This window comes from Streptomyces sp. NPDC096324 (assembly GCF_044763015.1).
Classification (GTDB): Bacteria; Actinomycetota; Actinomycetes; order Streptomycetales; family Streptomycetaceae; genus Streptomyces.
Map to the genome: position 1 here is coordinate 125,420 of NZ_JBIWFK010000018.1, position 23,794 is coordinate 149,213.

The following is a 23,794-nucleotide window of genomic DNA, read 5'->3' on the forward strand; positions in this document are numbered from 1 at the left end:
GGGCTCCGCCCTTCCGTCGCACTTTGCCTCGCGTCGTCCATTGTGCGGGTCGCCACTGACAACCGAGGACCACGTGCCCGACCGCCCGACGCATCGACGGCCGACGCCGGACCGCCGCTGACTCGCCGAACGCATCGACGCCCGACCGCCGGCTGCCGAACGCATCGACGCCCGACGCGAGACCAGTGACCACCGGGCGCGTCGACGGCCGGACACCCAACGCCCAACCGTCGTCCGCCACCCGCCGGGACTAGCGTCGCCGCCCGCCCCGCCCGCGGCCCTGGCCCTCGTCCCAGTCGTCGTCCTCTTCGTCGCGCGGGCCCAGCAGTTCGTCCGCCAGGGTCGGGAGGTCGCCGAGCGGGGTCTCCTCGGCCCAGTCGGGGCGGGGCCTGCGGCGCGGGGCGCCCGTCTCGTCCACCTGCGGCAGTTCCCGCGTGCGGTCGGAGGGACCCTCGGGGCCCGCCGCCGGCCGCTCGTCGCGGAAGAAGCCCCGGGGCATCCGGTCCGTGGGGTCGCCGGACGGCTCGTCGCCCCGGCTCCCCGCACCCGTGTCCCGTACCGGAGGAAGCACGGCCGTCTCGTCGGCCGGACCCGGGTCCGGGGAGACGGGCGGCAGCACCGCCGTCTCGTCCGCCGCCCCGCCCGGAACCGGCGGCTTGGGCAGCGTGGCCGTGTCCTCGACGTCGGCACGCGATCCCAGGCGCTTGCCCGCACGGCGCGCGTCCGGTCGTACGGGCGGAAGCACGGCGGTCTCGTCGGCCGCCCGCGCGTCGGTCACGACCGGCGTGGGCACCGTCGGCTCGTTGTCCGGCACGGAAGGCGCCGTGGGCTTGGAAGACCCCGCGGCCCTGGAAGGCGCCGCGGGCCACGAAGGCTTCGAGGCGGCGGGGGCGGCGGACGGCGAGGCGGATGCCGAGCGCGTCGAGGCCTCCGCGGTCTCGGATCCCTTGCCGACACCGGCCTGCGAACCCGTCGGGCCCTCGGGCTTCGGGGCCGTCCCGGCGCCCGACACCGCGGCCTCGGCCGAAGCCGCCGCGGTCGCGGAGACGGCGGCGGCCTCCGCCGCGAGCCGCCGGGCCTCCTCGGCCCTCAGCAGAGCCTCCTCGGCCTTCCGCTGCTTCTCCAGGCGGCGTTCCTCGGCCTCGGCACGCAGCCGCGCCTCCTCCTCGGCCTGCCTGCGTGCCCGCTCCTGCTCCGCGGCGCGTACCTCCTCCTCGGCGAGAAGGCGGAGCCGCTCCTCCTCGGCGCGGCGGCGGGCGTCCTCGGCGCGCTGCCGGGCCTCCTCCGCCTGGCGCTCGGCCTCACGCCGCTGGGCCTCCTCCAGCTCGCGCTGCTTGCGCTCCTCCTCCTCGGCGCGCAGCTTCGCGAGCTGGGCCTGGCGCTCATGCTCCAGGCGCTCCTCCTCCGCCTTGCGGGCGGCCTCCTCCTCGGCCTTGCGCCGGGCTTCCTCCTCGGCCGCCCTGCGCGCCTCCTCCTGGGCCTTCACCTCGGCCTCGGAGAGGGGCAGCATCACGTCGAGCCGGTGCCGTACGACCGTGGTGACGGCCTCGGGCTCCTGCGCGGCGTCGACGACCAGGTAGCGGCCCGGGTCCGCGGCGGCGAGCGTCAGGAAACCGGAGCGCACGCGCGCGTGGAACTCGACCGGCTCCGACTCCAGCCGGTCGGGCGCCTCGGTGAACCGCTCGCGGGCGGCTTCCGGCGACACGTCCAGCAGAACGGTCAGATGCGGGACGAGCCCGTCCGTCGCCCAGCGGTTGATGCGGGCGATCTCCGTGGGGGACAGGTCGCGGCCCGCGCCCTGGTAGGCCACGGACGAGTCGATGTAGCGGTCGGAGATGACGATGGCGCCCCGCTCCAGCGCGGGTCGTACGACCGTGTCGACGTGCTCCGCGCGGTCGGCGGCGTACAGCAGGGCCTCGGCGCGGTGCGAGAGGCCCGCGGACGACACGTCGAGAAGGATCGAGCGCAGCCGCTTGCCGACGGGCGTGGCGCCCGGCTCGCGGGTCACGACGACCTCGTGGCCCTTGGCCCGGATCCAGTCGGCGAGGGCCAGCGCCTGGGTGGACTTGCCGGCTCCGTCGCCGCCCTCCAGGGCGATGAAGAAGCCGCTCGTGGCGGGCATCTGCGCCGGGTCGTCCCCGCCGCGCAGCGCGTCCAGCAGGTCCTTGCGCAGCGGCACGCCGGAACGGTCGTCGACCTTGGCGAGCACCAGGGCCGCGACCGGCAGCAGGAGCGCGCCGACCAGCATCAGCGTGAAGGCGGCGCCGCCGTGCGCGAACACGAACTTGCCGCTTTCCAGACGGTGCGGGCCGATCGCCGCGGCGACCAGCGGCGCCACGATCGCGCCGACCGCCACGAAGACCCGTACGACCGCGTGCAGGTGCTCGGTGGTGCGGGCCCGCCGGTGGTCCTCGGTCTCCTGGTCGAGCAGCGCGTGCCCGGTGTTGGCGGCGACACCCGCGCCCACACCGGCGAAGGCGAGGATCAGCAGGACGGTGGTGACGTCCGGGACGAGGCCCGCGGCCAGCAGCGTGATCCCGGTGAAGGCGATCGCGAGCGCGAGCAGCCGGCGCCGCGACAGCGAGGGGAGCAGGGAGGGGGCGGTGCGGATACCGGCGACGACGCCGCCGGTCAGCGCCAGCACCAGCAGTCCGTACGTCACCGGTCCGCCGCCCAGGTCGATGGCGTCCAGCACGGCGACGGCGACGGCGGCCGCGATCGCCCCGGCGACGGCGGCGCAGGCCGGTACCAGGAGCGGGATCGCGCCCGTGCGGCCCTTGTCGCCGCCGGTGCCCGTCTTCGGGCGGCGCAGTCCTTCGAGCGGCGACCGCGCGCGCGGGGTGCGGGCGTCGGGCAGTTCGAGGAAGGTGATCACCGACAGGGAGGCCGCGAACAGTCCGGCCGCCACGTACGAGGCGAGCGCCACCTGGTGCAGGTGGAACCAGTCGATCCCGGCGCCCAGCATGTTGCTGACGAGGGAGACGGTGACCAGGGCGAGTGCCGCGATCGGCACCGCGACGAACGCGGTGCGCAGGGACAGCCGCCGCAGGGCGTCCATGTGGTCCGGCAGCGGGCGCACGGTGGCGCCCTCCGGCGGCGGCGCGGGCAGCAGCGCGGGCGCCGCGCTCTCCCGGCACACGGTCCAGAACCGCTCGGCGACCCCGGACACGAAGACGATGACCAGGAGCACCGCGAGCGCGTTGTCCGGGGTCCAGTCGATGAACAGGGGCGCGACGATGAGGAGCGCGGCCCGCAGGCCGTCGGCCACGAGCATGGTCCAGCGCCGGTCGAGCGGTCCCTCGGACGAGGTGAGCGACGTCAGGGGCCCCAGGAGTACGGCTCCGAAGAGCAGCGTCGCGAGGACGCGCGCTCCGAAGACGGCCGCCACGGCGAGGGCGGCCCCGCGGGCGCCACCGCCGAAGGAACCTTCGGAGATCGCCGCCTGGAGCGCGAGCGCCACCAGGACAAGCAGGGACAGGACGTCCGCGACACCTCCCACGAGGTGTGCGCTCCACAACCGCTTCAACTGCGGTTGCCGCAGCAGTGCGCGGACGGCACGCTCGCGCGAATCCGCGACCAGGGCTTCGTCGGGGGCCCAGTTGTGGGCCGTTGGCTGCTCGGCTCGCGTCATCCTGCCAGCCTATCCGGACCCACTGACTCCCCGGAGGGCTGCCCGAACAAACGGACGCCCCCACACCAAATGGTGTAGGGGCTTCCGCTCTTCGAAAGGGTCCGGCGGGCGGCTCAGCGGGTGGCTCAGCCTTCCGAGGTCGCCGTCTTCTTCGCGGCGGTCTTCTTCGCGGGCGCCTTCTTGGCGGCCGTCGTCTTCGAAGCCGTCGCCTCCTTGGCGGCGGTCTTCTTGGCCGGTGCCTTCTTGGCGGGAGCCTTCTTGGCCGCCGTCTTCTTCGCGGTCTTCTTGGCCGGGCCCTTGGCACGCTTCTCGGCGAGCAGCTCGTACCCGCGCTCCGGCGTGATGTCCTCGACGCTGTCGTCGGAACGCAGCGTCGCGTTGGTCTCGCCGTCGGTGACGTACGCGCCGAAGCGGCCGTCCTTGACCACGACCGGCTTCTCGCTGACCGGGTCGGTGCCCAGTTCCTTCAGCGGCGGCTTGGCGGCCGCGCGGCCCCGCTGCTTGGGCTGGGAGTAGATCTCCAGCGCCTCTTCCAGCGTGATCGTGAAGAGCTGGTCCTCGGCGGTGAGGGACCGCGAGTCCGTGCCCTTCTTCAGGTACGGGCCGTAGCGACCGTTCTGCGCGGTGATCTCGACGCCCTCGGCGTCCGCGCCGACGACGCGCGGCAGCGACATCAGCTTGAGGGCGTCCTCCAGCGTCACCGTGTCGAGCGCCATCGACTTGAAGAGCGAGGCGGTACGCGGCTTGACGGCGTTCTTGCCTGTCTTCGGGGTGCCCTCGGGGAGCACCTCGGTGACGTACGGGCCGTAGCGGCCGTCCCTGGCGATGATCTGGTGACCCGACTGCGGGTCGGCGCCGAGCTCGAAGTCGCCGCTCGGCTTGGCGAGCAGTTCCTCGGCGAGTTCGACCGTCAGCTCGTCCGGGGCCAGGTCCTCGGGGACGTCGGCGCGCTGGTGGTTCTCGTCGTCCTTCTCACCGCGCTCGACGTACGGGCCGTAGCGGCCGACGCGCAGCACGATGCCGTCGGCGACGGGGAACGAGGACACCTCGCGGGCGTCGATGGCGCCCAGGTCGGTGACGAGCTCCTTGAGACCGCCCAGGTGGTCGCCGTCTCCGTTGCCCGCCTCGGCGGCACCGGCCGTGTCGCCCTCGCCGAAGTAGAAGCGCCTCAGCCACGGCACGGCCTGCGCCTCACCGCGGGCGATGCGGTCGAGGTCGTCCTCCATCTTGGCGGTGAAGTCGTAGTCGACGAGCCGCCCGAAGTGCTTCTCCAGGAGGTTGACCACGGCGAACGACAGGAAGGAGGGCACCAGGGCCGTCCCCTTCTTGAAGACGTAGCCGCGGTCGAGGATCGTGCCGATGATCGACGCGTACGTCGACGGACGGCCGATCTCGCGCTCTTCGAGCTCCTTGACCAGGGAGGCCTCGGTGTAGCGGGCGGGCGGCTTGGTGGCGTGGCCGTCGACCGTCATGTCCTCGGCGGACAGCGGGTCGCCCTCGCCGACCTGCGGGAGGCGGCGCTCACGGTCGTCGAGCTCGGCGTTCGGGTCGTCCGCGCCCTCGACGTACGCCTTCAGGAAGCCGTGGAAGGTGATCGTCTTGCCGGACGCGCTGAACTCGGCGTCCCTGCCGTCGGCGGACGTGCCCGCGATCTTCACGGTGACGGAGTTGCCGACCGCGTCCTTCATCTGGGAGGCGACGGTGCGCTTCCAGATCAGTTCGTACAGCCTGAACTGGTCGCCGGTCAGTCCCGTCTCGGCGGGGGTGCGGAAACGATCACCCGAGGGGCGGATCGCCTCGTGCGCCTCCTGCGCGTTCTTGACCTTCCCGGCGTACGTACGCGGCTGCGCCGGCAGGTAGTCGGCGCCGTAGAGCTGGGTGACCTGGGCGCGGGCGGCCTTGACGGCCGTGTCCGACAGGGTCGTGGAGTCCGTACGCATATAGGTGATGAAGCCGTTCTCGTACAGCTTCTGCGCCACCTGCATGGTCGCCTTCGCGCCGAAGCCGAGCTTGCGCGAGGCCTCCTGCTGGAGCGTCGTCGTACGGAACGGCGCGTACGGCGAACGGCGGTAGGGCTTGGACTCGACCGAGCGGACGGCGAAGTTCGTGTCCTGGAGGGCGGCGGCGAGCGCGCGGGCGTTCGTCTCGTCCAGGTGGAGCGTGTTCGCGCCCTTGATCTGGCCGAGCGAGTCGAAGTCGCGGCCCTGGGCGACGCGCTTGCCGTCGACCGAGGTCAGCCGGGCGACGAGGGTGGACGGGTCGCTCGCGTCACCCGTGCGGCCGGTGCCGAAGGTGCCGGTCAGGTCCCAGTACTCGGCGGAACGGAAGGCGATGCGCTCGCGCTCCCGCTCGACGACGAGCCGGGTCGCCACGGACTGGACGCGGCCGGCCGACAGGCGCGGCATGACCTTCTTCCACAGGACCGGCGAGACCTCGTAGCCGTAGAGGCGGTCGAGGATGCGGCGGGTCTCCTGCGCGTCGACCATGCGCTTGTTCAGCTCACGCGGGTTGGCGACGGCGCTGCGGATCGCGTCCTTGGTGATCTCGTGGAAGACCATCCGGTGGACGGGAACCTTGGGCTTCAGGACCTCCAGGAGGTGCCACGCGATGGCCTCGCCCTCGCGGTCCTCATCGGTGGCGAGGAAGAGTTCGTCGGAGTCCTTCAGCAGGTCCTTGAGCTTCTTGACCTGGGCCTTCTTGTCGGCGTTGACCACATAGATCGGCTGGAAGTCGTGTTCGACGTCCACGCCGAGGCGGCGAACCTCGCCGGTGTACTTCTCCGGCACCTCCGCGGCACCGTTGGGGAGGTCGCGGATGTGCCCGACGCTCGCTTCGACGACATAGCCGGGGCCGAGGTAGCCCTTGATCGTCTTCGCCTTGGCAGGCGACTCGACGATGACGAGTCGGCGGCCGCCGTGTGCGGTGTCGCTGGTCGGGGACAACTTCGCTCTTCTCTCCGGTCGACGCGGAATCTCCTCGGGGCTTCGCTCCCGAGAGGTCGGGTCATGCTGACGCTGCGGAGTGTGACGGTACATCCCGCCCCCGTGTCAAACGGGAAAAGCCCGCAACGGCCACTCGAACGGTAACCCGACTACCGCCATTCCTGCCGCCCGGAGTGTCGACCCGCTCTTCCGGGCCTATCCGGAGGGTAACTTCCCAGTTACCGGAGTGGTGCTGCTCACGCGCGGTCTCACAGGCGCGTGAAGCACCACACCCCGAGTGCCAGCGCCCCGCTTCCGGCGACACTCGCGAGGGTCGCCGATGCGACGCGGTTCACACCGTGGGCGACCGGCTCGCCCTGCCGCACCCGGACCACCGTCCAGGCCAGGATTCCACCTCCGAACAGGGCGAACACCATCCCCGCGAAGATCGCCGGCCCGTTTTCCATGGATCTGTCCTTTCACCCCGGGTCCCCAGGCTCGGGAGGCTGACACGCCCCGGCAGCGGGCGTACGAACCCACGGTGAACGCCAGGCAACCGGTGCCCCATGGGCCCCTCACGCCACATCCGACGCCCCGGTCCACCCCACCGCCCGCCTTCCGCGGACGCGGCCTCCCACGCCCCCGACTGTGGCGAATCCGTCGTTCCCGTCCCCTCCCGACCGGCGGCCGGGGGTCTCCGCTCAGCACCCCGCCCGCTCCCGGCTCACCTCGACCCGCCTCCGCGTGGTCGCTCTCTCCCGCAGCCGGGCTCTTTCCTTCTCGTCCTTTTCCACGGAGCCTTTCCCGCGGTCCAAGTCCGTACCCGCGTCCGTCCGCCCATCCATATCCGTCATGCGGGCCGGCCATTCATATCGGCCGTCCAGTCCGTCCCTGTCCGGGCCACGCGGTTACACCGGGTAACCGCGCACCGGCGATCACGGCCCCGCCGAAGCCGACCGCAGGTTGGCCGGTTTCCCCTCCCGTCCGGACGGCACCGACCCCATTCGAGCGCGACACGAACCAGGACGGCGAGGACCGCCCCCGCGGCGCGAGCGGGCGAGGACGGGCCGGCCGTCTCCTCGTAGCCCTCCCCGCCGCGCCGGAGCAGGTGGGGCGGTCCGGCGGCGGCCCGCCCCGGCTACTCGACCGGCTCCAGGAATCCCTGCTCCACCAGCAGGCGGATCTGGGCGGGTGTGCGGTCCCGTAGCAATACGGGGTCCTCGCCGACCAGTTGGGCGATGGCGTCGAGGATCCGGCCGGCGCTCAGGGTGCCGTCGCACACACCGGCGAAGCCCGCGCCGACCGTGTCCACCTTGGTGGCCCGGCGCATGCCCCGGTGCTGACGCAGCACCACATGCTCCGGGTCCTCGGCACCGGGCAGTCCGACCTGCTCCTGCACGACCTCCGCGACCAGTCTGAAGTGACCGGCCAGCAGACCCGCGTCGTCGTGCCGTCTCAGGTAGTCGACCCGGTCGAAGTGCTCACGTACGGCGTCGCCGAGCGGCTGCTCGACGGAATGCGGCCACTCCTCCACCGTGATCGACGGCTCGGCCGCCGCCGTCCTGCGCAGGGTGATCCACCCGAAGCCGACGGCCTTCACCTTGCGGGCCTCGAACTCGTCCAGCCACGCGTCGTACCGCGCCTGGTAGTCCGCCGGGTCCGCCCGGTGGTCGCCCGAGTCGCGCAGCCACAGCTCGGCGTACTGCGTGACGTCCTGCACCTCGCGCTGCACGATCCACGCGTCGCAGCCGCGCGGCACCCACGAACGCAGCCGGTCCTGCCAGTCCTCGCCCTCCACGTGCTGCCAGTTGGCCAGGAACTGGGCGTAGCCCCCTTCGTTCAGCCGGTCCCCCGCCTCCTGAACGAGCGTGCGGCACAGATCGTCCCCGCCCATTCCGCCGTCGCGGTACGTCAGCCGGGCGCCCGGCGAGATCACGAAGGGCGGGTTCGAGACAATCAGGTCGTACGTCTCGTCCGCGCGGACCGGCTCGAAGAGGGAGCCCTGACGCAGGTCGGCGGCCGGGGCGCCGGAGAGCGCGAGGGTGAGCGCGGCGATGTGCAGGGCACGGGGGTTCAGATCGGTCGCCGTCACGCGTGTGGCGTGCTGCGCGACGTGCAGGGCCTGGATCCCGGAGCCGGTGCCGAGATCGAGTGCGGAGCCGACGGGCCGACGCACGGTGATGCCGGCAAGGGTGGTCGAAGCGCCTCCCACGCCGAGGACGACCCCTTCGTCCCGGCTGCCGATGCCGCCCGCGCCCCCGACGGCGCAGCCGAGGTCGGACACGATGAACCAGTCCTCGCCATCAGGCCCGCCGTAGGGCCGGATGTCGACGCTCGCCGCGACCTCGTCCCCGCCCGTCCGGGTCAGCCAGCCGCTCTCCAGGGCGTCCTCGACGGGCAGCACGTCCGCCACGCGCGCGTACGGCACGGGCTGCTGCAGCAGGAACAGCCGGACGAGCGTCTCCAGCGGTGTGTCCCCGCGGGTCGCCCGGAGTGCGGGCACGGTCTCGCTGCGTGCCAGCGCGGCGTACGCGGGGGCGCCGAGCAGGTCGAGGAGGCCGTCCGCGGTGAAGGAGGCGCCGAGGAGCGCGCTCCGCAGCCGGGCGGAGACGTCGGCACGATCGGACGAGGGCAGCGGTGGCAGGCTGGTGTGACTCACGCCTCCCATTGTGTCCGCTATCGCCCACGGGCACCCACACCTGTGGACAGAGCCCGCCTGTGGACATCCCCACCTGTGGACAGATCTTCACCGGTCGACCGCGGCTCGTTCGTGGGCGGAGGTTCGCCGGCCGACCGCGGCTCGTCCATGGGCAGAGGTTCGCCTGCCGACCGCCGCTCGTCCATGGGCGGCGGGTCGGCGTGCGTGGCGCGGCCGAGAGCCCGGCGCGCCTGCGTGCCGGGCTCTCCCTGGGTCCTGCGGACGGTCTCAGCCGTTGGCCGCCGCCGGGGACCCGGACGCCGACTTGCAGCTCTCCTGCTGCGCCATCGCCTTGCCCACGTCGCCCTCCTCCAGCTTCTTCAGGGCGTCGTTCCCGCTCTGGCTCAGTTTGCCGAGCTGGGTCGCGATGCCCTTGAGGCCCTCGGCGAACTTGGCCTGGTCCTTGGTGTCGAGCTTGGCGACCTGCGTCTTCAGAGCGGTGTACGACGCGGAGATGCCGTTGAGCTCCTTGACGGCGTTGGCCTGCTTCGTCTTGCCGTCCTCGACGTCCGGCGGTCCCGCGTTGTCGACGGCGGTGCCGATCGCCTTGTAGGCGTCGGACATGTCCTGGAAGGCCTGTGCGTCGGTCTTCTGGACGGCCTCCGGCGTGCTGTTGTCCGAGGTCTGCTTCTGGATCGCGGCGTTCGCTTCCTCGATCTTCTGCGCCTGCGGCTTCACCGCGTCACAGACCTGCTTGGCCCAGGAGTTCAGCTTGTCGTTGCCACTGTCCCCGCTGCTGCCGCATCCCGACAGCGCGAGCACCAGTACCGCGCCGCCGGACAGTGCGACCGCGAGCTTCTTGTTCACCGGTTTGGTCCCTTCCATGGCTCTCGGCCCCGGAACATACACGCCATGTGGGCGACACCCACATGGCGAACGTCCGCTATGACTGCTTTTGAAGCCATTTGCACCAAGCGAGAGAAGGCTCACGACAGCAACGTGAACACACACAAGGCGGGCGCACGACGCTTCAACACGCGCCGTGCGCCCGCCCGTTGGCCCGTTCTCCGATCCGGCACGGAATTCCGTGCCGGATCGGACGCGGAGCCAGTGCGCTACGAAACCACCGCAGGATCGGCCGACTTGGCGACCCCTTCGTCGTTGTCCTCCTCGTCGCCCATGGCGATACCGCGCCGCTTGGAGACGTACACGGAGCCCACGATCACGATGAACGCGAGGATGGCGATGAACACCCGTGCGCCGACGTTCTTGTCGTCGCCGAACGAGAACTTGACGATCGCCGGAGCGATCAGCAGCGACACCAGGTTCATGACCTTCAGCAGCGGGTTGATGGCGGGGCCCGCCGTGTCCTTGAACGGGTCACCGACCGTGTCACCGATCACCGTCGCCTCGTGGGCCTCACTGCCCTTGCCGCCGTGGTGGCCGTCCTCGACGAGCTTCTTCGCGTTGTCCCACGCGCCACCGGAGTTGGCGAGGAAGACCGCCATCAGCGTGCCGGTGCCGATCGCGCCCGCGAGGAACGAGCCGAGCGCGCCGACGCCGAGCGTGAAACCGATCGCGATCGGGGTGAGCACCGCGAGCAGGCCTGGTGTGGCGAGTTCGCGCAGCGCGTCCTTGGTGCAGATGTCGACGACTTTTCCGTACTCGGGCTTCTCGGAGTAGTTCATGATCCCCGGGTGCTCGCGGAACTGCCGCCGCACCTCGTAGACCACCGCCCCGGCGGACCGCGACACCGCGTTGATCGCCAGCCCCGAGAAGAGGAAGACGACCGCGGCCCCCGCGATGAGACCCACCAGGTTGTTGGGCTGCGAGATGTCCATCATCAGGTTCATCGGCGCGCCCGCTCCCGAGACCTTCTCGCCCACGTCGCTCGCGGCCGTGGTGATCGCGTCACGGTACGAGCCGAAGAGGGCCGAGGCCGCGAGGACGGCGGTGGCGATGGCGATGCCCTTGGTGATGGCCTTGGTGGTGTTGCCGACGGCGTCCAGGTCGGTGAGCACCTGCGCGCCCGCGCCCTCGACGTCGCCGGACATCTCGGCGATGCCCTGCGCGTTGTCGGAGACGGGGCCGAAGGTGTCCATCGCGACGATGACACCGACCGTGGTGAGCAGGCCCGTTCCGGCGAGCGCCACGGCGAACAGCGCCAGCATGATCGACGTACCGCCCAGCAGGAAGGCCCCGTACACGCCGAGGCCGATCAACAGGGCGGTGTAGACGGCCGATTCGAGTCCGATGGAGATGCCGGCGAGGACGACGGTGGCCGCGCCGGTGAGGGAACTCTTGCCGATGTCCCGGACGGGACGGCGGCTGGTCTCGGTGAAGTAGCCGGTCAACTGCTGGATGAGCGCGGCCAGCACGATGCCGATCGCGACGGCGACGACCGCGAAGATCCGCGGATCACCGCCCTTGGCCTTGATCGCCGCGTCCGTGACCCCGTCCAGTTCGGCGTAGGTCCCCGGAAGGTAGATGTAGACGGCGAGGGCCACCAGGACGAGCGAGATCACCGCGGAGATGAAGAACCCGCGGTTGATCGCGGACATGCCGCTGCGGTCGGAGTGCCGGGGCGCCACCGCGAAGATGCCGATCATCGCGGTGAGTACGCCGATCGCGGGCACGATCAGCGGGAACGCGAGCCCGGAGTCGCCGAACGCCACCTTGCCGAGGATCAGCGCAGCGACGAGCGTGACGGCGTACGACTCGAAGAGGTCTGCGGCCATACCGGCGCAGTCGCCCACGTTGTCGCCCACGTTGTCGGCGATCGTCGCGGCATTGCGCGGGTCGTCCTCCGGGATGCCCTGCTCGACCTTGCCGACCAGGTCGGCCCCGACGTCGGCGGCCTTGGTGAAGATGCCGCCGCCGACACGCATGAACATGGCGATCAGTGCCGCGCCGAGACCGAAGCCCTCCAGGACCTTCGGCGCGTCGGCCGCGTACACGAGCACCACACAGGAGGCGCCCAGCAGACCGAGCCCCACCGTGAACATGCCGACGACGCCACCCGTGCGGAAAGCGATCTTCATGGCTTTGTGCGAGACGGCGGTGAGATCCTTTTCGGGCTCACCCTCCGCCGGGGTCGCTTCCCGTGCGGCGGCTGCCACGCGGACATTGCTCCGTACGGCGAGCCACATGCCGATATAGCCGGTGGTCGCCGAGAACGCCGCGCCGATCAAGAAGAAGATCGACCGTCCGGCGCGCTGATTCCAGTCGTCCGCGGGAAGCAGCATGAGCAGGAAGAACACCACGACGGCGAATACGCCGAGCGTGCGCATCTGACGTCCCAGGTAGGCATTCGCGCCTTCCTGGATCGCCGTCGCGATCTTCTTCATGCTGTCGGTGCCCTCGCCGGCCGCGAGAACCTGGCGCACCAGGATCCCGGCGACCACGAGCGCTGCCACGGCGACGACCGCGACGACCGTCACGATGAGGCGGTTGCCGTCCGTCAGGACCGCGGCTGCGAAGGTTGTGGGGTGGTCAAACTGATGAGGGGTAGAAAGCCCCGCCATTCGTCCTCCTTGACGCTTGGGCTGAGCTCAAGATGTGGACGGATTCTAGATACCGGAACCTGATCAAAACAGTGCGCGGTAAGCGGAATTAGTCTTCACTTGCCCTTCAGCAAATGATCGACAGGCGTCCACGGACCCAAATGCAGTAATGCCCCAGAAGCGTTGACGCTTGATCCAATTATCACGCGCCTGATCGTGAATCAATTCACGAAACGCCGTACGCGATCACCCGGAATACACGATCACCTGAGTGCGCGATCACGACAAGGACGGAAGCACGTCCCCGGACATGCCGAAGGGCCCCACCGAGTAGGGCCCTTCAGGACAAACTAAGAGGGACGGCTGTCAGGAGAGAGCCACGGCCGGCGGCGTGGTCGGCCAGCTCATCCTGATCAATCCGCCGTGCTCTCCGGCGATGACTTCCACGTCGTCGACGAGGCCGCTGATGACCGCGAGGCCCATCTCGTCCTCCTCGGCCTCCGCTTCCGAGGCGGCGCCGGACGCCGCCCCGCCGGGCACCGAACCCGGCGCCTCGTCACCGACCTCGATGGAGAACTGCTTCTCCTCCTCGATCAGCGACACGTGCACCGGCGCCGCGATACCGCCGCTCTGGTGCAGCCCGACGGCACGAGTACAGGCCTCACCGACGGCGAGCCTGACCTCGTCGAGGACGGCCTCGTCCACTCCGGCCCTGCGCGCCACCGCTGCCGCCACCAGTCGGGCGGTCCTGACGTGCTCGGGCAGCGCGCTGAAGCGGAGTTCAACGGTGGCCATGCATCCCCCTCTGAACTACGGGCGTGCTGTCTGGGGGCCGGGCCACGGGGCCCGGTCCCCGATGTGCGATCCCGGGCCCACGACCCGGGAGACCGGCCGTCAGTCGGTCGCGTTGACCGCCTCGTCCACCGAGGTGTGGATCGGGAACACCTTGGTGAGGCCGGTAATACGGAAGATCTTCAGAATGCGCTCCTGGTTGCAGACCAGACGCAGCGAGCCCTCATGAGCCCGGACGCGCTTCAGGCCGCCCACCAGCACGCCGAGACCGGTGGAGTCGAGGAAGTCCACGCCCTCCATGTCGACGACGAGGTGGAAGCTACCGTCGTTCACCAGCTCGACCAGCTGCTCTCGCAGCTTGGGCGCGGTATATACATCGATTTCGCCGCCGACCTCGACGACCGTACGGTCGCCATTAGGGCCGGACACATTGCGAGTCGACAGAGACAGGTCCACGGATCCTCCAGCACCTTGCTATCGAGCGGTCGCCCCATGGGACACCTCGGCAGAGCCCCCGGGACGGTTCGCCAGCCGCGATGGCATTCAATCACTTACCGGCAGGCGTGCACGACGCCTTGGGCCCATTGTCCGTCACGCCAGTGACACACTCGATGCCGATGGCCAAGAATCACCGATCCGATCGATCCTCGGCGGACACCGCTTCCCGCCCCTCGCCGACCACCGTCCTGGACCGGCTCGCCTCGGGGCCGAGCCGGGCTTCGCGCATCACTCATACGGAGCACTTGCCCCCGCGAGAGGGTCGCCATGCCGTCTGGCCCGACCGGATCCGTTCGGAGGTCATCGCCGCGGTGCAGGCGGCGGGCATCGAACACCCCTGGGCCCACCAGGCGCGCGTCGCCGAGCACGCCCTGGACGGGGAGTCGGTGATCGTCGCCACCGGCACCGCCTCCGGCAAGTCCCTCGCCTACCTCGCGCCCGTCCTGACGGCCCTCCTGGAGGGCTCCGAGGCCCCGAACGGCCGGGGTGCCACCGCCCTCTACCTGGCCCCCACCAAGGCCCTGGCGGCCGACCAGCGCCGCTCGGTGAAGGAACTTTCACAACCGCTGGGCCATGCAGTTCGCCCAGCCGTGTACGACGGCGACACACCCTTCGAGGAACGCGAATGGGTGCGCCAGTACGCGAACTACGTCCTCACCAACCCCGACATGCTGCACCGCGGGATATTGCCCTCCCACCCCCGCTGGTCCTCCTTCCTGCGCGCCCTGCGCTACGTCGTCATCGACGAGTGCCACACCTACCGCGGCGTCTTCGGCTCCCACGTCGCCCAGGTCCTGCGCCGCCTGCGCCGCCTCTGCGCCCGCTACGGCGCCTCTCCCGTCTTCCTGCTGGCCTCCGCGACCGCCGCCGAGCCCTCGGTCGCGGCGCGCCGCCTGACCGGCCTCCCCGTCGTCGAGGTCGCCGACGACGCGTCCCCGCGAGGGGAACTCGTGTTCGCCCTGTGGGAGCCCCCGCTCACCGAAGTGCACGGCGAGAAAGGTGCACCCGTCCGGCGTACCGCCACCGCCGAGACGGCCGACCTGCTGACCGACCTCACCGTCCAGGGCATGCGCTCGATCGCCTTCGTACGGTCCCGGCGTGGCGCCGAGCTGATCGCGTTGATCGCCCAAGAACGCCTCACCGAGATCGACCGCTCACTGGCCCGGCGCGTCGCCGCCTACCGCGGCGGCTACCTCCCCGAGGAACGCCGCGCCCTGGAGAGCGCGCTGCACTCCGGAGAACTCCTCGGCCTCGCCGCGACCACCGCCCTCGAACTGGGCGTCGACATCTCCGGCCTCGACGCCGTCGTCATCTCCGGCTACCCGGGCACCCGCGCCTCCCTCTGGCAGCAGGCCGGCCGCGCGGGCCGCTCCGGAGAGGGCGCGCTGGCGATCCTGGTCGCCCGCGACGACCCGCTGGACACCTTCCTCGTCCATCACCCGGAGGCCCTGTTCGACCAACCGGTGGAATCCACCGTCCTCGACCCGGACAACCCGTACGTCCTGGCCCCCCACCTGTGCGCCGCCGCCTCCGAGATCCCGCTCACGGAGGAGGACTTGGCCCTCTTCGGCCCCGCCGCCGCCGGACTGCTGCCGCAACTGGAGGCCGCGAAGCTGCTGCGCCGCCGGGCCACGGCCTGGCACTGGACGCGCCGGGAGCGGGCCGTCGACCTGACCGACATCCGCGGGGGCGGCGGCAGCCCGGTGCAGGTCGTCGAGGCCGGCACCGGCCGCCTGCTCGGCACGGTCGACGAGGGCGCGGCGCACACGGCGGTCCACGAGGGCGCGGTCCATCTGCACCAGGGCCGTACGTACCTGGTGCGCAAGCTGGACCTGGAGGACTCCGTCGCCCTGGTCGAGGAGGCCAGCCCGCCGTATTCGACGGTCGCGCGCGACACGACCACCATCGCCGTCCTCGAGACCGACGTCGAAGTCCCCTGGGGCGAGGGCCGGTTGTGCTACGGCTCCGTGGAAGTCACCAACCAGGTCGTCTCCTTCCTGCGCCGACGTGTCATCACCGGCGAAGTACTCGGTGAGACCAAGCTCGACCTCCCTCCCCGCACGCTCCGCACCCGTGCCGTCTGGTGGACGGTCACCGAGGACCAGCTCGACGCGGCCCGGATCAACCCGGAGATCCTCGGCGGCACCCTGCACGCCGCCGAGCACGCCTCGATCGGCATGCTGCCGCTGTTCGCCACCTGCGACCGCTGGGACATCGGCGGCGTCTCCGTACCGCTCCACCCGGACACGCTCCTGCCCACCGTCTTCGTGTACGACGGCCACCCGGGCGGCGCCGGATTCGCCGAGCGGGCCTTCCACACCGCCCGCTCCTGGCTCACGGCCACCCGCCAGGCCATCGCCTCGTGCGAGTGCGACGCCGGCTGCCCCTCCTGCATCCAGTCCCCCAAATGCGGGAACGGCAACGATCCCCTCCACAAGCGGGGCGCCGTACGCCTGCTCACGGAACTCCTGCGGGCGGCACCGGAGCCGGCTCCGGAGGCACCGGTCGATGAGGAGCCGGGTCGCGAGTAGCCCGGCGGGGGCAGTCGGGCCGGGAGTGGTCCGGGCGGGTCGCCAGGGTCGGATGGACTGGATGGGCGGGATGGGCCGGATGGGCCGGATGGGGGAGGGTCGGCGGCCGGTCGGAGGAAAGTTGGGCCCGGTTGGGCCGAACGGGTGATACGCGGGTGCACGACCCGGCAGGACCCGCCCTCGATCTGACCTCGGCGGTGATCGGTCCCGTTCCGGACGACGCCGTCACGTCCGAGATCTGGCCCTCGACCTCGCACCGCACGAGCCGCGCACTCTGTGCTCGGGCCACCCGGTCCGCGCGGGCGCAGGCCGCCGTGCCACCGTCGCTCCAGTGGTCCGCCGCAGCGAGAGCCGCCAAGTCCGCGGCTCCTGCGGCTCGATGCCGCACGACGACGGCCTGTCCCATCGAGAGCACCGCCCCGAAGACGGCACAGAGCACGGCGACCGCGCCCACCGTCCACACGGTCGCGGACCCTCTGTCGGAGGACGCACGCCACCGGTCGGGGGACGCACACCACCGGTCGGAGGACACACGCCACCGCGCTCGACGGCTCCTCCCGACGGGCGGCCACGCCCATCGCCGGCTCAGCTCGGCACTCCGGCTCCTCATCTCCGCTCCACCCCCGCGGTCGTATCCCCCACCGTCTCCTCCGCCAGCGCCACCGCCTCGTCCTTCAGTTCAAGGGACAGAGCGGCGGGACCGGGTGTCCGCGCGCCGACGGTGACCCGAACCAGGTCCCCTTCCCGGCCCACCGTGACCTTCGCGCCGGGCGGGGCCGCGCGACGGACCGTCTCCAGCACTGCTTCCTCCGGGTCCTGGCGCGCCGCGGACCGAGCGCCCGCCCTCGCCGCGTCCACGCACTGGATCTGCGCGGACGCGGCGAGCAGGGCCCAGACGAGCGCCATGCCGACGAGCACCAGAGAGGGCAGGACCACGGCGGCCTCGGCGGTGACGAATCCACCGTCCCGGCGCGAGGCCGGACCCGCCCTCAACTTGGCTTGTCCCATGCGGCGTTCACATCTGGACATTGAGCGCCCGCCCCACGATGCCCTGCAGTTCCTCGCCGACCTGTCCGCTCGTCACCACCTTGTAAAGCGCGGCGGCAAAGGCCACCGCCGCGATGACACCCACCGCGTACTCGGACGTGACCATCCCCGCGTCCCTCCGCGCCGCGACGGACGCGACCGTCCAGACCCACACCCGCCTCCACGCACGCCCTCGCCCCTGCCCCTGCCCCTGGTTCTGCTCCTGCTCTCGTCCCCGCCCTCGCGCCGGTCCGAGAACTCGCGCCATCCCGCTCATTTCAACCTCCGTGAGATTCAGCCTTGTAGGTCACTTCGCCCACTTGCAGTCCGTCGCCGCCGTTCACCGCTCGCTTCGCCGCCCGTCACCCACCACCCCCTCGCAGCAATCCGCCGGCCAGCCCGATCACCACGGGCAGCACCCCGATCGCGAGGAAGGCGGGCAGGAAGCACAGCCCCACCGGGGCCGTGACCATGACGGCCGCTCGGCGGGCCCTCGCCGTCGCCACGCGCCCCCACTCGGCGCGGGCCTCCGCCGCGAGCCGGCCCACCGGTACAGCCGCCGGGACGCCCGACTCGCCCGCCCGCTCCAGCAGTCGCGCCAGCCCCTGAGCACCCGGCAGCGACGCCAACCTCCGCCACGCGTCAACCGGTTCGCCGCCGAGCCGCACCTCCGCCGCGCCCCGGGCCAACCGCTCACCCACAGGTCCGCCCAGCGCCTCGCCGACGGCCTGGGCGGCTGCCACCGGACTCGCCCCCGCAGCGATGCAGGCGGCCACCAAGTCCGCTGCGAGGGGCAGTTGGCGGGCGGCCCACGCCACGTCGTACTCCTCCGGAGGCGCCTGATTCCGCCGTCGGAGCCACCACCGGACTCCGAACCCTGCCGCCAGCCCGACCAGAACTCCGACGAGCCCGCCGATCAGAACCCAGCCGGCACACACGACACCCAGCAGGGGCAGCCATCGCCGGGCGAAGCCCCGTACCTCGTGGCGCCGCGCTGATGGCGCGGGTTCCGGGAGCAGCAGCGCGGCCAGACGGCCACGCACTCTCCTCGCCCGCCGCACCGCCCCGAGCCAACGGGCCGGTGGGCCGATCAGGAGCACTCCGCACACAAGTACCCCCAGCCTGTGGACAACTTCCGCGCTCATGCCACCTCCGCTCCTCTTACGATCCGCAGGGCCCACCACAACCCCACGCCCTCCAGCACCCCGCCGACCAGCAGGCAGCCCAGCCCCGGACCGGTGTGCAGCAGCACGTGCAGGGGGTCCGCGCCGAGCGCGGTGCCGAGCAGGAGGCCGAGGACGGGCAGGCCCGCGAGCATGGAGGCGGTCGAGCGCGACCCGGCCAACTGGGCACGCATGTCGGCTCGTTGATCTCGCTCGGCTCGCAGCGCGGCCTCCAGTCGGTCCAGTCCCGCCGCGAGTCCCGCGCCCCGGTCCACGGCCACACGCCAGCACGCGGCGAGCCCCACCAGTCCGTCGGCGCCGGGCTGCCGTGCCGCCTCGGTGAGCGCGCCCGGTACGTCTCCGCCGAATCTCGCCGCGGCCAGCACCAACGGCTGTGCCGCGGCGAGTCCGTCCGCATCACGTGCGGCCGCGAGCAGAGCCTCGCCCGGCTGGCGTCCGGCCCGCACCTCACCGGCCAGTGCGCCGCACAGGGCGATCACCGCGTCGCCCCGTCGCTCACGCTCGCGCCGGGCCTCCCCCGCTCGCCGCACCCGGCGCAGCAGGGGCATGCCGACGGCTCCGAGGAGCAGGGGCACGAGTGACGTGCCCAGTACCGCGATCACCGCTCCCGCCACCAGCGACCACGCTTCGGGCCGCAGCCGCCCGCGCAGCCGTGGCCAGTCGACACGGGCCCGCTCCCACAGGGGCGGCCCGGTCGCCGCCCCGCCGCCGGCGAGCAGCGCCCTCGCTCTCCGCGCGCCCGAGCCGTGTCCGCCGATCAGCCAGGCCGCGATGCCGGCGCACGCCACGGCCGCTCCGGCGGGCGCGTCCGCCATCTCACCGAACCTCATCCCATTCCCCGTTCGCGTCCCGACGTCCGGCCCCCGTGACGAGCCCGGCGTCCACCACCTCCGAGGCACTCCTCGCACTCCCCCGGTCCGGAGGAACTTCCTCGCTCCCGAGCCCGAACGGCCCGCGACACCCCCGGGCCGACGCCATCGGCCCGCGACACCCCCAGACCGAGCCGATCGCCTCCTGACTCCCCGGGTCTCGATATCCCTGGATCCCCTCCCGAAGGAGCTCCCGCAGCCGCTCCCACCCCCGTTCGTACGCGAAGGCGTCCTCGCCCCACCGCAGCGCGGGCACCGTCACCACCAGCCCCGACGGGGCTCGTTCCAGCACATGAACCTCGGCGATCCGGCGTCGTCCGGTCCGGTCCCGTACGAGATGAAGGACCACGGACAGTGCCGCCGCCAGTTGGCTGTGCAGAGCGGCCCTGTCGAGGCCGGCCGCGGTACCCAGGGCCTCCAGCCGGGCCGGGACCTGCGCCGCCGCGTTGGCGTGAAGCGTTCCCGAGCCGCCCTCATGTCCTGTGTTCAGCGCCGCCAGCAGCGAGACGACCTCCGGACCTCGCACCTCGCCGACCACCAGTCGGTCCGGTCTCATCCGCAGGGCCTGCCGGACGAGATCCTGGAGCGAGACAAGACCGACGCCCTCCTGATTGGCCGGCCTCCCCTCCAGGCGCACCACGTGCGGATGGTCGGGCCGCAGCTCGGCCGAGTCCTCGGCGAGCACGATCCGCTCTCCCGGACCCACCAACCCCAGCAACGCGCTCAGCAAGGTCGTCTTGCCCGAGCCCGTGCCTCCGCTGATGAGGAAGGACAGCCGGGCGTCCAGCAGTGCTCTGAGCACCTTGTCCCCTCCGGGCGGCACCGTTCCCGCCGCCACCAGCTCGTCGAGGGTGAACGCGCGCGGCCGCACGACCCGCAGGGACAGGCATGTGGAGCCGACGGCCACCGGTGGCAGCACCGCGTGCAGACGGGTTCCGTCTGGCAGCCGGGCATCCACCCAGGGGCGGGCGTCGTCGAGCCGTCTGCCGGCCACCGCCGCGAGGCGCTGCGCGAGACGTCGTACGGCTGCCGTGTCCGGGAAGGACACGGTGGTCAGCTCCAGGCCGCCGCCGCGGTCCACCCAGACCCGGTCGGGCGCCGACACGAGCACGTCGGTCACCGACGGATCGGCAAGCAGCGGCTCCAGCGGACCGCTGCCGACCAGCTCGGAGCGCAGCCGCTCGGCCGCGCCGAGGACTTCGGCGTCCCCGAGCACCCGCCCCTGCTCGCGCAGCGCCTGGGCCACGCGCGCGGGAGTCGGTTCGGACCCGCTCTCGGCCAGCCATTGCCGCACGCCGTCCAGCAGCCCCGCGCCACCGTCCGGGCCGGCCCCGGACCCGTCCCACGCCTCCGTCCGAGCGGGCGGGAGGCCTGGTGGGCCGCTCCGCGTCTCCTTTCTCGCGTCCCAGCTCATACGCCCCCTCCTTCGACCGGAACGCGCTTCCAGAAGGCCGCGCAGAACCGTGCCAGGGGCCCCTTCGCCGCGCTTCCCGGCGGCGGCCCGGCGTCGAGCGGGAAGGACTCCGCCGGCAGTTCGCCCACCAGGGGCAGGTCGAGGAGACGGGCGACCTCGCGGTCGTCGAGGCCCGGCACACAGGGGCCGCGGACCACGATCCGCAGATCGCGCAGAACCATGCCGACCGCGGACGCCACCCGCCCGGCCGCCGCGACCGAACGCAGGTCGGCGGGGACCACCAGCAACCCCATGTCGAGTTGGGCGAGGATCTCGGCGACACCTTCGTCGACGCGGCGGGGCAGGTCGACGACCACCACGCCACCGCGCCGTCTGGCGGCGGCCAGCACCGCGCGCACCGCTTGCGGGGGAACGGTGACCGTGTCGCTCCGGTCCCAGCTCAGGACCCGCAAGGCGTGCAGTCGGGGCAGGGACTCCTCCAGTGCGCCGCCGCCGACCCTGCCGCGGGACGCCGCGAACGCCGGCCAACGCAGCCCCTCGGCCGTCTCCCCGCCGAGGAGTACGTCGAGTCCGCCTCCGAGAGGGTCCGCGTCCACGAGCAGGGTGCGCTTTCCCTCACGCGCGGAGGTGACGGCGAGCGCGCAGGCCAGCGTGGAGGCGCCGGCCCCGCCGCGGCCGCCGAGCACACCGATGGTGAGGGCGGGCCTGCCGACTCCTTCGGCCACATCCGCGATGCGGTCGACGAGCCATTGCTCGCCGTCCGGCAGCACCAGGACGTGATCGGCGCCGATCTCGACGGCACGCCGCCAGACTCCGGAATCGTCCTGGTCCCGGCCCACCAGGACCACTCCCCTTCTCCGCGCGGCGCCCCGTACTCGCGATGCCGCGTCGTCGCCGACCAGGACGAGGGGTGCCGCCTCCCAGCTCCCCCGGCGTTCCGGAATTCCGTGATGGACCTCTGGCCGCGCGCCCGCCGCGGCGCACAGGCGCAGCAGGTCGTCGAGGAGGTCGACGTCCTCGGTGACGATCAATGGTCCGCCCTGCCGCCCCTCGGCGGTGGGCGGCCGGTCATGGGTGATGGCTCCCGCCACGATCTCCAGCCCCCTTCGCTGCTTCTTGCGCGGGGCCCTCCAGGACCCCGTGATTCCCGCTCGTGTGAAGAGCCGGCAAGCGGCCTCCATATGAACGGCCGATACGAACCGGCCAAACGCGTCCGACAAACGGAACCGGTCATGAACCGGCCACGAACGGAGCGGGTGAGAATCACGGTGCGGCGATCCCGGAAATCGTGTGGATCTTGGTCGAAAACTGTGGACAACTCGGCGCCTGTGAATATCGCCTTCACGCCTACCGGTGAACGCTCAACGACTTCCACAGAGCATCCCGACAGTTACACACAGCGACGGATCATGGGTACGCCAAGAGGGCGGAATCAACGGTGTCGAGGAGGCCCCGGGGTCGCGCAGAAGCGGAGAAAACCCATCCGGACATGCGACGACCCCCGCCGGGGGGGAGAGCGGGGGTCGTCCCCACGGCCGACTCGGGGGGGGAGGAGTCGGACCGGGTTAGCACGGTCGCGAACGATCCGTGACTTCCATGGTGTACCCGAGAGCCTTCTCAGGCAAACCCACGCGCCTCACCTTACGCCGAATGGTGGGCCCTATGCTCGACCTCGTGGAAAACCACTCCTTGCCTCGTACAGCGGCCTTCTTCGACCTGGACAAGACGGTCATTGCGAAGTCGAGCACGCTCACCTTCAGCAAGTCGTTCTACCAAGGCGGACTGATCAACCGCAGGGCGGCCTTGCGCACCGCGTACATCCAGTTCGTGTTCCTGGCGGGCGGCGCCGACCACGACCAGATGGAACGGATGCGCAAGTATCTGTCCTCGATGTGCCGCGGCTGGAACGTCCAGCAGGTCAAGGAGATCGTCGCCGAGACACTGCACGACCTCATCGACCCGATCATCTACGACGAGGCCGCGTCGCTCATCGAGCAGCACCACAAGGCCGGTCGCGACGTCGTGATCGTGTCCACGTCCGGCGCCGAGGTCGTGGAGCCGATCGGCGAACTGCTCGGCGCCGACCGGGTCGTGGCGACCCGCATGGTCGTCGGCGAGGACGGCTGCTTCACCGGAGAGGTGGAGTACTACGCCTACGGGCCGACGAAGGCCGAGGCGATCAAGGAGCTGGCCGCGTCCGAGGGGTACGACCTGCCCCGCTGCTACGCCTACAGCGACTCGGCGACCGATCTGCCGATGCTGGAGTCCGTCGGGCATCCGCACGCGGTGAATCCGGACCGCGCGCTGCGCCGGGAGGCCGTCGCCCGCTCGTGGCCGATCCTGGACTTCCACCGCCCGGTCCGGCTGAAGCAACGGCTGCCCGGCCTGTCCGTACCCCCTCGCCCCGCCCTCGTCGCGGCGGCCGCGATAGGAGCCGCGGCGGCCACGGCGGGACTCGTCTGGTACGCCAGCCGGCGCCGCGCAGCGGCGGTATGAACCCGCACGCACGCGTGAAGGTTCTAAATGAAGGCCATTTCTCACCCTTTTGAACCTAAAAGTAAAGAAGTGCGGTAAGGGGTTTCGCTTCCTCCGGACCTGGAGTACAAAGGGTTTAACGGCCCGCGAGACCAAGGACATCCGCGAGGATCACCTTCAAACGCAACCAGGCCCCACGGACCGAGCATGAACATCGAGCACCCACGCGACGTCGACCCGTCGATTACGGGCCAGCCGCACCAGGTGACGGGCAGAAGATCCCGACCTGATGGGCATTTCTCGAGGACGCTT

General features: G+C 71.4%; 16 protein-coding genes and 1 pseudogene. 2 read left to right on the top strand and 15 right to left on the bottom strand.

The window, feature by feature from the left end:
* Window positions 1–250 precede the first annotated feature (250 nt).
* From tmk to bldG, 8 genes are all read right to left on the bottom strand, one after another.
* Window positions 251–3,631: a dTMP kinase gene (gene tmk / locus ACIQ7M_RS35795; protein WP_403652004.1), complete on the bottom strand. Its 3,381-nt coding sequence runs from the start codon at window positions 3,629–3,631 to the stop codon at window positions 251–253.
* Window positions 3,632–3,756: 125 nt separating this feature from the next.
* Window positions 3,757–6,573, bottom strand: a complete 2,817-nt coding sequence (gene topA / locus ACIQ7M_RS35800) for a type I DNA topoisomerase (RefSeq protein ID WP_403652007.1) — start codon at window positions 6,571–6,573, stop codon at window positions 3,757–3,759.
* 248 nt (window positions 6,574–6,821) lie between these two features.
* Window positions 6,822–7,019, bottom strand: a complete 198-nt coding sequence (locus ACIQ7M_RS35805; RefSeq protein ID WP_355759438.1) for a hypothetical protein — start codon at window positions 7,017–7,019, stop codon at window positions 6,822–6,824.
* A 671-nt stretch (window positions 7,020–7,690) separates the two neighbouring features.
* Window positions 7,691–9,220, bottom strand: a complete 1,530-nt coding sequence (locus tag ACIQ7M_RS35810; RefSeq protein WP_386980582.1) for a methyltransferase — start codon at window positions 9,218–9,220, stop codon at window positions 7,691–7,693.
* A 258-nt stretch (window positions 9,221–9,478) separates the two neighbouring features.
* Complete coding sequence (locus ACIQ7M_RS35815) at window positions 9,479–10,075, bottom strand: small secreted protein (RefSeq protein ID WP_355759434.1); 597 nt, start codon at window positions 10,073–10,075, stop codon at window positions 9,479–9,481.
* Window positions 10,076–10,305: 230 nt separating this feature from the next.
* Window positions 10,306–12,714, bottom strand: a complete 2,409-nt coding sequence (locus tag ACIQ7M_RS35820) for a sodium-translocating pyrophosphatase (RefSeq protein ID WP_403652011.1) — start codon at window positions 12,712–12,714, stop codon at window positions 10,306–10,308.
* Between the two features lie 345 nt (window positions 12,715–13,059).
* Window positions 13,060–13,488, bottom strand: coding sequence for an ATP-binding protein (locus ACIQ7M_RS35825; RefSeq protein ID WP_355759430.1), 429 nt, complete (start codon window positions 13,486–13,488; stop codon window positions 13,060–13,062).
* A gap of 99 nt (window positions 13,489–13,587) precedes the next feature.
* On the bottom strand, window positions 13,588–13,941 hold the full coding sequence (bldG, locus tag ACIQ7M_RS35830; RefSeq protein ID WP_037625427.1) for an anti-sigma factor antagonist BldG: 354 nt from the start codon (window positions 13,939–13,941) through the stop codon (window positions 13,588–13,590).
* 80 nt (window positions 13,942–14,021) lie between these two features.
* Between bldG and ACIQ7M_RS35835 the strand changes: the two genes are divergently transcribed.
* Window positions 14,022–16,514: a DEAD/DEAH box helicase gene (locus ACIQ7M_RS35835; protein ID WP_403652016.1), complete on the top strand. Its 2,493-nt coding sequence runs from the start codon at window positions 14,022–14,024 to the stop codon at window positions 16,512–16,514.
* A gap of 159 nt (window positions 16,515–16,673) precedes the next feature.
* Here ACIQ7M_RS35835 and ACIQ7M_RS35840 read toward each other — a convergent pair.
* The 7 genes and pseudogenes from ACIQ7M_RS35840 to ssd form a co-directional block, all read right to left on the bottom strand.
* Window positions 16,674–17,124: pseudogene (locus ACIQ7M_RS35840) on the bottom strand (Rv3654c family TadE-like protein); the annotation flags it as partial.
* On the bottom strand, window positions 17,121–17,522 hold the full coding sequence (locus tag ACIQ7M_RS35845; protein WP_403652019.1) for a TadE family type IV pilus minor pilin: 402 nt from the start codon (window positions 17,520–17,522) through the stop codon (window positions 17,121–17,123). The gene ACIQ7M_RS35845 and the pseudogene ACIQ7M_RS35840, both read right to left, overlap by 4 nt.
* Window positions 17,523–17,529: 7 nt before the next feature.
* A complete protein-coding gene (locus ACIQ7M_RS35850) occupies window positions 17,530–17,808 on the bottom strand; it encodes a DUF4244 domain-containing protein (RefSeq protein ID WP_403652060.1) in 279 nt (92 codons plus the stop codon).
* A gap of 94 nt (window positions 17,809–17,902) precedes the next feature.
* Complete coding sequence (locus tag ACIQ7M_RS35855) at window positions 17,903–18,685, bottom strand: type II secretion system F family protein (protein WP_403652022.1); 783 nt, start codon at window positions 18,683–18,685, stop codon at window positions 17,903–17,905.
* The gene (locus tag ACIQ7M_RS35860; RefSeq protein ID WP_403652025.1) at window positions 18,682–19,539 is read right to left on the bottom strand and encodes a type II secretion system F family protein; all 858 of its coding nucleotides are present in this window, start codon (window positions 19,537–19,539) and stop codon (window positions 18,682–18,684) included. The genes ACIQ7M_RS35855 and ACIQ7M_RS35860 overlap by 4 nt, the downstream gene beginning before the upstream one ends.
* 1 nt (window position 19,540) lies before the next feature.
* Window positions 19,541–21,007, bottom strand: a complete 1,467-nt coding sequence (locus ACIQ7M_RS35865; protein WP_403652028.1) for a TadA family conjugal transfer-associated ATPase — start codon at window positions 21,005–21,007, stop codon at window positions 19,541–19,543.
* Window positions 21,004–22,098, bottom strand: coding sequence for a septum site-determining protein Ssd (gene ssd / locus ACIQ7M_RS35870; RefSeq protein WP_403652031.1), 1,095 nt, complete (start codon window positions 22,096–22,098; stop codon window positions 21,004–21,006). The genes ACIQ7M_RS35865 and ssd overlap by 4 nt, the downstream gene beginning before the upstream one ends.
* A gap of 571 nt (window positions 22,099–22,669) precedes the next feature.
* Between ssd and ACIQ7M_RS35875 the strand changes: the two genes are divergently transcribed.
* Window positions 22,670–23,503 (top strand): HAD-IB family hydrolase, encoded by an 834-nt coding sequence (locus ACIQ7M_RS35875; RefSeq protein WP_355759415.1) that lies wholly within the window; start codon window positions 22,670–22,672, stop codon window positions 23,501–23,503.
* Window positions 23,504–23,794: the final 291 nt, after the last annotated feature.

What these genes read in the sequence shown, in the direction of transcription:
- ACIQ7M_RS35805 (WP_355759438.1), bottom strand. Translation starts at nt 7,019, where the DNA reads ATGGAAAACGGGCCGGCGATCTTCGCGGGGATGGTGTTCGCCCTGTTC.
- ACIQ7M_RS35855 (WP_403652022.1), bottom strand. Translation starts at nt 18,685, where the DNA reads ATGAGCGCGGAAGTTGTCCACAGGCTGGGGGTACTTGTGTGCGGAGTG.
- ACIQ7M_RS35865 (WP_403652028.1), bottom strand. Translation starts at nt 21,007, where the DNA reads ATGAGCTGGGACGCGAGAAAGGAGACGCGGAGCGGCCCACCAGGCCTC.
- ACIQ7M_RS35820 (WP_403652011.1), bottom strand. Translation starts at nt 12,714, where the DNA reads ATGGCGGGGCTTTCTACCCCTCATCAGTTTGACCACCCCACAACCTTC.
- ACIQ7M_RS35875 (WP_355759415.1), top strand. Translation starts at nt 22,670, where the DNA reads ATGCTCGACCTCGTGGAAAACCACTCCTTGCCTCGTACAGCGGCCTTC.
- ACIQ7M_RS35860 (WP_403652025.1), bottom strand. Translation starts at nt 19,539, where the DNA reads ATGGCGGACGCGCCCGCCGGAGCGGCCGTGGCGTGCGCCGGCATCGCG.
- ACIQ7M_RS35850 (WP_403652060.1), bottom strand. Translation starts at nt 17,808, where the DNA reads ATGGCGCGAGTTCTCGGACCGGCGCGAGGGCGGGGACGAGAGCAGGAG.
- ACIQ7M_RS35845 (WP_403652019.1), bottom strand. Translation starts at nt 17,522, where the DNA reads ATGGGACAAGCCAAGTTGAGGGCGGGTCCGGCCTCGCGCCGGGACGGT.
- ACIQ7M_RS35835 (WP_403652016.1), top strand. Translation starts at nt 14,022, where the DNA reads ATGGCATTCAATCACTTACCGGCAGGCGTGCACGACGCCTTGGGCCCA.
- ACIQ7M_RS35825 (WP_355759430.1), bottom strand. Translation starts at nt 13,488, where the DNA reads ATGGCCACCGTTGAACTCCGCTTCAGCGCGCTGCCCGAGCACGTCAGG.
- ACIQ7M_RS35810 (WP_386980582.1), bottom strand. Translation starts at nt 9,220, where the DNA reads ATGGGAGGCGTGAGTCACACCAGCCTGCCACCGCTGCCCTCGTCCGAT.
- ACIQ7M_RS35815 (WP_355759434.1), bottom strand. Translation starts at nt 10,075, where the DNA reads ATGGAAGGGACCAAACCGGTGAACAAGAAGCTCGCGGTCGCACTGTCC.
- tmk (WP_403652004.1), bottom strand. Translation starts at nt 3,631, where the DNA reads ATGACGCGAGCCGAGCAGCCAACGGCCCACAACTGGGCCCCCGACGAA.